Origin of the sequence: Methylobacterium sp. Leaf118 (assembly GCF_920984675.1) — a bacterium.
Classification (GTDB): Bacteria; Pseudomonadota; Alphaproteobacteria; order Rhizobiales; family Beijerinckiaceae; genus Methylobacterium.
Genome location: NZ_CAKLBV010000010.1, coordinates 96524 through 104112, shown reverse-complemented (window position 1 = coordinate 104112; position 7589 = coordinate 96524). Strand labels below are relative to the sequence as shown.

At 73.1% G+C, this 7589-nt stretch carries 6 protein-coding genes; 5 read left to right on the top strand and 1 reads right to left on the bottom strand.

Annotated elements, in window-relative coordinates; translation table 11 throughout:
* Positions 1-740, bottom strand: a 740-nt coding sequence (locus tag LW587_RS06820) for an L-threonylcarbamoyladenylate synthase (protein ID WP_232628837.1), incomplete at its 3' end; no start/stop codon positions are given.
* Positions 741-870: 130 nt separating this feature from the next.
* Here LW587_RS06820 and LW587_RS06815 point away from each other — a divergent pair.
* The 5 genes from LW587_RS06815 to LW587_RS06795 all read left to right on the top strand — a co-directional run bounded on the left by LW587_RS06815 (position 871) and on the right by LW587_RS06795 (position 7508).
* Positions 871-2634, top strand: coding sequence for an acyl-CoA dehydrogenase (locus LW587_RS06815; RefSeq protein ID WP_232628836.1), 1764 nt, complete (start codon positions 871-873; stop codon positions 2632-2634).
* 125 nt (positions 2635-2759) lie between these two features.
* Positions 2760-4574, top strand: coding sequence for an aspartate--tRNA ligase (gene aspS, locus LW587_RS06810; RefSeq protein WP_232628835.1), 1815 nt, complete (start codon positions 2760-2762; stop codon positions 4572-4574).
* A 186-nt stretch (positions 4575-4760) separates the two neighbouring features.
* Entirely contained in the window at positions 4761-4976 is a 216-nt protein-coding gene (locus LW587_RS06805) for a ferredoxin (protein WP_232628834.1), read from the top strand.
* Positions 4973-6247, top strand: a complete 1275-nt coding sequence (locus tag LW587_RS06800; RefSeq protein WP_442919095.1) for an NAD(P)/FAD-dependent oxidoreductase — start codon at positions 4973-4975, stop codon at positions 6245-6247. Before LW587_RS06805 ends, LW587_RS06800 begins: the two co-directional genes overlap by 4 nt.
* Position 6248: 1 nt before the next feature.
* Complete coding sequence (locus LW587_RS06795; RefSeq protein WP_232628833.1) at positions 6249-7508, top strand: cytochrome P450; 1260 nt, start codon at positions 6249-6251, stop codon at positions 7506-7508.
* The last annotated feature ends 81 nt before the right edge of the window (positions 7509-7589 follow it).

The following is a 7589-nucleotide window of genomic DNA, read 5'->3' as shown; positions in this document are numbered from 1 at the left end:
CGCGGGGCGTAATGCGAGGCGAGCAGGCCCGGCCCGAGGAGCCCGGCCCCGGGATCGTGGGCCTCCGCCGCCCCGCCCGTTTCGGGCGCATATCCCAGCACGGCGGCCAGGTCCGCGCGGGTCACGCCGCCGGGCCGCAGCAGGCGGGGCCTGCCGCCGAGGCAGGCGACCACGCTCGACTCGATCCCGACCGGGCAGTCGCCCCCGTCGAGCACGGCCGCGATCCGCCCGTCGAGATCGGCCAGAACATGCTCCGCCCGCGTCGGGCTGACCCGCCCCGAGCGGTTGGCCGAGGGCGCCGCCACCGGGCATCCGACCCGGGCCAGGAGGGCGCGGGCGATGGCGTGGGCCGGCACCCGCAGGGCGACGCTGGCCAGCCCGGCCCGGGCGAGGTCGCAGACCGTGCCGCCGGGCGCCACCGGCACCACCAGGGTCAGGGGACCCGGCCAGAAGGCGCGCGCGAGGTCGCGGGCCTGCGCGTCGAACACGCCCTCGGCGAAGGCCGCCTCGGGGGTCGCCACATGGGCGATCAGCGGGTTGAAGCTCGGACGGTCCTTGGCGGCGTAGATCGCGGCGACCGCCACCGGATCGGCGGCGTCGGCGCCGAGGCCGTAGACCGTCTCGGTGGGCAGGGCGACGAGGCGGCCCGCCCGGATCAGGGCGGCGGCCCGAGCGAGGCCGGACCCGTCGGCGGGCAGCCGCAGGGTGGCCGGGGGGACGATTGACGAGGGTCCGTCCATGTCGGAGGGAAGGGGCTCGCGCGAGAGGGGCAACGGACCGGCCGTAGCCCCGCCGGGCGCGCACCGTCAAACGGCAAGGCGCCAGCGGACAAACGGTAAGGCGCCGGCGGACAGGATGTCGAGCGGATCCATGACCTATCGCCCCCCCGTCGCGGAGATCGCCTTCACCCTGCGCCACGTGGCCGGGCTCGATGCGGTGCTGGCGCGGAACGCCGCCGAGATCGGCCCCGACGACGCGACGGCGATCCTCGACGAGGCGGCCCGGTTCGCCGCCGGGGTGATCGCGCCCTTGAACCGCGCGGGCGACCGGCACGGCACGCCCTTCGCGGACGGCGCCGTCACCACCCCGCCGGGCTGGGCCGCGGCCTACCGGGCCTTCGTGGAGGGCGGCTGGAACGGCGTGCGGGCCGCGCCCGAGCATGGCGGCCAGGGCCTGCCGCATCTCCTCGCCGCCGCCTGCACCGAGATGTGGAACGGGGCCAGCCTCGCCTTCGGCCTGTGCCCCCTGCTCACCGCCGGCGGGATCGAGGCGCTCGCCGCCCACGGCTCCGACGCGCTGAAAGAGCGCTATCTCGGAAAACTCGTCTCGGGCGAGTGGACCGCGACCATGAACCTGACCGAGCCGCAGGCCGGCTCGGACCTCGCGGGCCTGCGCAGCCGGGCCGCGCCCGACGGCGAGGGCCGCTACCGGATCACCGGGGCCAAGATCTACATCACCTACGGCGAGCACGATCTCACGGACAACATCTGCCACCTCGTGCTGGCCCGCCTCACGGACGCGCCCGCGGGCACCCGCGGCATCTCCCTGTTCCTCGTGCCGAAGGTGCTGCCCGACGGCACCCGCAACGACCTGCGCTGCTCCGGACTTGAGCACAAGCTCGGCATCCACGCCTCGCCCACCTGCTCCATGGCCTTCGGCGATGGCGGCGGCGCGATCGGCTGGCTCATCGGCGAGGAGAACCGGGGGCTCGCCTGCATGTTCACGATGATGAACTCGGCCCGGCTCAATGTCGGGCTGCAGGGCGTCGGCGTGGCCGAGGCCGCCACGCAGACGGCGCTCGCCTATGCCCGCGAACGGCGCCAGGGCCGGGCGCCGGGCGCGGCCGAGCCGGTCAGCGCCATCGTCGCGCATGCGGACGTGCAGCGCATGCTGCTGACGATGCGAGCCTCCACGGCGGCGGCGCGCGGGATCTGCTACCTCACCGCCCAGGCGCTGGACGCCGCGCACGGCCCCGAGGGCCGCGCGGCCCATGACCGCGCCTCGCTGCTGACGCCGGTGGCGAAGGCCTTCTCCACCGACATCGCCAACGAGGTGACCTCGCTCGGCGTGCAGGTCCATGGCGGCATGGGCTTCGTGGAGGAGACGGGCGCGGCCCAGCTCATGCGCGACGCGCGGATCCTGGGGATCTACGAGGGCACCAACGGCATCCAGGCGATCGACCTCGTCACCCGCAAGCTGCCCCTCAACGGCGGCGCCACGGTGGGCGCGCAGATTGCCACCATGCGGCGGGTGGCGGAGGCGCTGGTGAAGGACGGCGCCCCGGGCTTCGGCCTCGCGGCGCCGCGCCTGCGCGAGGGGATCGGCGCCCTCGACCGGGCGACGAGCTTCCTCATGAAGGCCTTGGGCTCCAACCGCCCGCAGGAGGCGCTGCCCGGTGCCAGCCCGTATCTGCGCCTGTTCGGCCTCGTCCAGGGCGCCACCTGCCTCGCGCAAGCGGGCCTCGCTGCGAGCGCGGCCGTGAGAGCCGGCGAGACCGACCCGGCCCATCCTGCCCGCATCGCGCTCGCCCGCTTCTTCGCCGAGAACCTGCTGCCCGCCGCCTCCGGGCTGGAACAGGCGATCCTGACCGGCGGCGGTTTCGCCGACGATCCGGCCTTCGCGCTGGCGGGGTGAGCGCCCGGTTCGCGTCGGGGCGAACTTGCACAGGCGCGAGCGCTGTCCTAAGCGCGGGCTCCTGATCTGCGCCGCCGCCCCGGGCACTTTCAAGAGCCCGCCAAGAGCCCGCCAAGAGCCCCGCCATGCACCGTTACCGTTCCCATACCTGCGGGGCGCTCCGTCCGTCCGATGTCGGGCAGACGATCCGCCTGTCCGGCTGGTGTCACCGCATCCGCGACCATGGCGGCGTGCTCTTCATCGATCTGCGCGACCATTACGGCCTGACGCAATGCGTGATCGATTCCGACTCGAAGGCCTTCAAGGCCGCCGAGACCGCCCGCTCCGAATGGGTGATCCGCATCGACGGCCGCGTGCGGACCCGGCCCGCCGGCACCGAGAATGCCGAGCTGCCGACCGGCTCGATCGAGGTCTATATCGACGACCTCGAAGTGCTCGGGCCCGCGGCCGAGCTGCCGCTGCCCGTCTTCGGCGACCAGGACTATCCGGAGGAGACCCGGCTCAAATACCGCTTCCTCGACCTGCGCCGGGAGAAGCTGCACGCCAACATCATGAAGCGCGGCGCGATCGTCGACTCGCTCCGCCGCCGCATGCGCGAGGGCGGCTTCTTCGAGTTTCAGACGCCGATCCTGACCGCCTCCTCGCCGGAGGGCGCGCGCGACTACCTCGTGCCGTCCCGCGTCCATCCCGGAAAGTTCTACGCGCTGCCGCAGGCCCCGCAGCAGTTCAAGCAGCTCACCATGATCGCGGGCTTCGACCGCTACTTCCAGATCGCGCCCTGTTTCCGCGACGAGGATGCCCGCGCCGACCGCTCTCCGGGTGAGTTCTACCAGCTCGACATCGAGATGAGCTTCGTCACCCAGGAGGACGTGTTCCAGGCGGTGGAGCCGGTCCTGCGCGGCGTGTTCGAGGAATTCGCCGGGGGCAAGCGGGTCACGAAGGAATTCCCGCGGATCACTTATGCCGACGCGATGCTGCAATACGGCGTCGACAAGCCGGACCTGCGCAACCCGCTCCTCATCGCCGACGTGACCGACGAGTTCGCCGACGACGCGGTCGAGTTCAAGGCATTCAAGGGCGTCATCAAGGCGGGCGGCGTGGTGCGCGCCATCCCGGCCACCGGGGCGGCGGGCCAGCCGCGCTCGTTCTTCGACAAGCTCAACGACTGGGCCCGCTCGGAGGGCGCGCCGGGGCTCGGCTACATCGTGTTCGAGGAGGAAGGCGGCGCGCTCACCGGCAAGGGGCCGATCGCCAAGTTCATCCCCGCCGCCATCCAGGCGCGCATCGCGCAGAAGGCCGGCGCCAAGGCGGGCGACGCGGTGTTCTTCGCCGCCGGCACCGAGGCCAAGGCCGCCGCCCTCGCCGGCAAGGCCCGCATCCGCATCGGCGACGACCTGAACCTCTCCGACAAGGACCAGTTCGCGTTCTGCTGGGTCGTCGACTTCCCGATGTACGAGTGGAACGAGGAGGAGAAGCGCATCGACTTCTCCCACAACCCGTTCTCGATGCCGAATTTCGACCGCGACGACTTTCTCGCGCTGGGCGAGGAGGACGGGCAAAAGATCCTCGGGATCAAGGCGTTCCAGTACGACATCGTCTGCAACGGCATCGAGCTGTCCTCGGGCGCGATCCGGAACCACCGCCCCGACGTGATGGAGAAGGCCTTCGCCATCGCGGGCTACGGGCGGGACGTGCTGGAGGAGAAGTTCGGCGGCATGCTGAACGCGCTGCGCCTCGGCGCCCCCCCGCACGGCGGCATCGCGCCAGGTGTGGATCGCATCGTCATGCTGCTGTGCGAGGAGCCGAACATCCGCGAGGTGGTGCTGTTCCCGATGAACCAGCGCGCCGAGGACCTGATGATGGGCGCCCCCGCCGAGGCGACGGCCAAGCAGCTGCGCGAGCTGCACATTCGCCTCAACCTGCCCGAAAAGAAGGCCTGAGGCCGCCCGCCCTCCCCTGACCGGGAGGGCGGGCGCGACCCGGCCCGCCGATCCGGCGGCGCGGCTGCGGCGTTGTGCGTCCGACGAGGCGAGGCCCGGCCCGTGGTGGGTGCGCAGGCCTCGCCCTAGCTACCCGCCCGACGGACCAGCGAGGTCCGATCCGTTCGGAGGCTCGGACCAACACGCATGAAGGTCGTCGTGGATCTCAACCGCTGCCAGGCCTACGCCCAGTGCGTCTACGCGGCGCCCCGGCACTTCGTGCTGCAGGGGCGCGAGGCGCTGATCTACGATCCCTGCCCCGGTGAGGCCGACCGCGCCGAGATCGAGCGGGCGGTGCAGGCCTGTCCGGTCCGGGCGATCACCGCCATTCCCGACGCGGAATCCACCGGAGAGGCGGCGTGAGCGCCCCCCTGCGCGGGGCGCCGGAGACCATCCTCATCGTCGGGGCCTCCCTGGCGGGCCTCGCCGCCGCCCATGCCCTGCGCGCACAGGGCTATGCCGGGGCGCTCACCCTGGTCGGCGACGAGCCGCACCTCCCCTACGACCGGCCGCCGCTCTCCAAGCAGGTGCTGCGCGGGCAGTTCTGCGACGACACCACCCTGCCCCGCCATCCGGATCTGCGGGCCGCGTTCCGTCTCGGTACGCCCGCGCAGAGCCTCGACCTCGACGCCCGCGCGGTGACGCTCGCCGACGGCGCGCGCCTCCGCTACGACCGCCTGCTGATCGCCACGGGCACCCGGGCGCGGCCCTGGCCGAACCCGGACGAGGCCGGCCTCGCCGACGTCTTCACCCTGCGCAGCCGGGACGACGCGGCGCGGCTCTCGGCGCGGCTGAGAGCGGGCCCCCGGCGGGTGATCCTCGTCGGCGGCGGCTTCATCGGCTTCGAGGTCGCCTCGACCTGCCGCGATCTCGACATCCCGGTCACGGTGCTGGTGCGGGAGGGCGCGCCGCTCTCCGCCGCCCTCGGCCCCCGGCTCGGCGGCTGGGTCGGCGGGATCGCCCGGGAGCAGGGCGTCGACCTGCGCCTCGGGGCGGAGATCGAGCGGATGGAGGCGCCGGGCGGGCGCCTCGCGGCCGTTCTCCTGAAGGACGGCGCGCGGATCGAGGCGGATGTCCTCGTGGCGGCGATCGGCACGGTCCGCAACGTCGCGTGGCTCGACGGCGCGGGGCTCGCCGCCGACGACGGGGGCGTGACCTGCGACGGCTATGGCCGGGTCCTGCGGGCGAACGGCGACATCGTCGCGGAGGTGTTCGCCGCCGGGGACGTCGCCCGCTGGCCGAACCCGCATCAGGACGAGCGGCTCGTCGCCGTCGAGCATTGGGGCAACGCCCAGGCGCAGGCGCGGACCGCCGCCCGCAACATGCTAGCGGGCCCCGCGGCGGGCCTGATCCGCCACGACCACCTGCCGGATTTCTGGTCGCAGCAATTCGGGCGCACGATCAAGCTCGTGGGGCTCGCCGACGGGGCGGACAGCCTCGCCATCGTCCACGGCTCGCTCGCGGAGGGCCGCTTCGTCGCGCTCTACGGGCGGGAGGGGCGCACGGTGGCGGCGGCCTCGGTCGACAGCGCCCGCTGGCTCCCCGCCTACGCCGCCGCGATCCGCGAGCGCGCCCCGTTCCCGCCCTTCGAGGGGGCCGTCGACCAGCCGCGCATCCGCATCGAGGAACCGTGACGTGAGCTGCACCACGCTGTTCGAGCAGGTGCTCGATCCCGACCACCGCGCCGACCCCTACCCGCTCTTCGCGCAGTTGCGGCGCCAGCCGGTCTGCCGGCAGGCGGACGGCACCTACGTCGTCAGCACCCATGCCGAGATCGCCCGCCTCGTCGCCGATCCGCGCATCAGCTCGGAGGACCTGCCCGACCCCCAGAAATTCCGCTGGACCGGCCACCCGGTGACCGACCTGCTCGTGCGCCCGATCCGCGCCGAGATAAGGCGGCGCCACCAGCCCTTCATCTTCCGCGATCCCCCCGACCACGACCGCCTGCGCGGCCTCGTGATGCGGGCCTTTTCGCCGGAGCGGGTGCGCGGCATGCGGGAGGAGACCCGGCAGCTCACCGACGAGCTCATCGACGCCTTCGCGGAAAAGTCCCGCATCGACCTCGTCGACGACTTCTCCTACCCGCTGCCGGTCACGGTGATCTGCAAGCTGCTCGGCGTGCCCCCCGAGGACGAGCCGCAATTCCAGGGCTGGGCGACGCAGCTCTCGACCGCGCTCGAACCGAACCAGAGGTCCGACGAGGCGACGCAGGCCAAGAACGAGCAGTGTTTCACCGAGATCTCGGCGTTCCTGCGCGACCTGATCGCGAAGAAGCGCAAGGCGCCCGGGGACGACATCCTGTCCGACCTCGCCACGGGCGGCGACGGGGCGGAGGACGAGCCGGAGCGGATGAACGACTTCGACCTCATCGCCACCGCGGTGCTGCTGCTGGTCGCCGGCCACGAGACCACGGTCAACCTCATCACCAACAGCGTGCTGACCCTGCTGCGCCGTCCCGAGCACTGGGAGCGGCTGGCCCGCGCCCCGGAGATCGCCCCGCGCCTGATCGAGGAGATGCTGCGCTTCGAGCCGCCGGTGCAGTACCGGACCCGGCTCGCCGTGGCCGATATCCCGATCCAGGGCGTCACGATCCCGAAGGGCGCCCCCGTGGTGCTGCTGCTCGCCTCCGGCAACCGCGACCCGGCCCGGTTCACCGATCCCGACCGGTTCGACCCCGACCGGCCCGACAACCGCCATCTCGGCTTCGGAGGGGGCCTGCATTACTGCGTCGGCGCGCCCCTCGCCCGCATCGAGGCGGAGGTCGCCCTCGTCGCGCTGGCGCGGCGGCTGAGGAACCCGCGCCTCGTCGCGGACCCGCCGCCCTACCGGCCCGGCGCCTCGCTGCGGGGGCCGCGCCACCTCTGCCTCGATCTCGACGGCGTCACGGGGGCATGACAGCGCCCGATCGCGCTCCGGATCCCGAGCCTGCGACGCTTGCGCCCCGCCGGTCCCGCCGCCATGGTCGGGGGCCTTTCG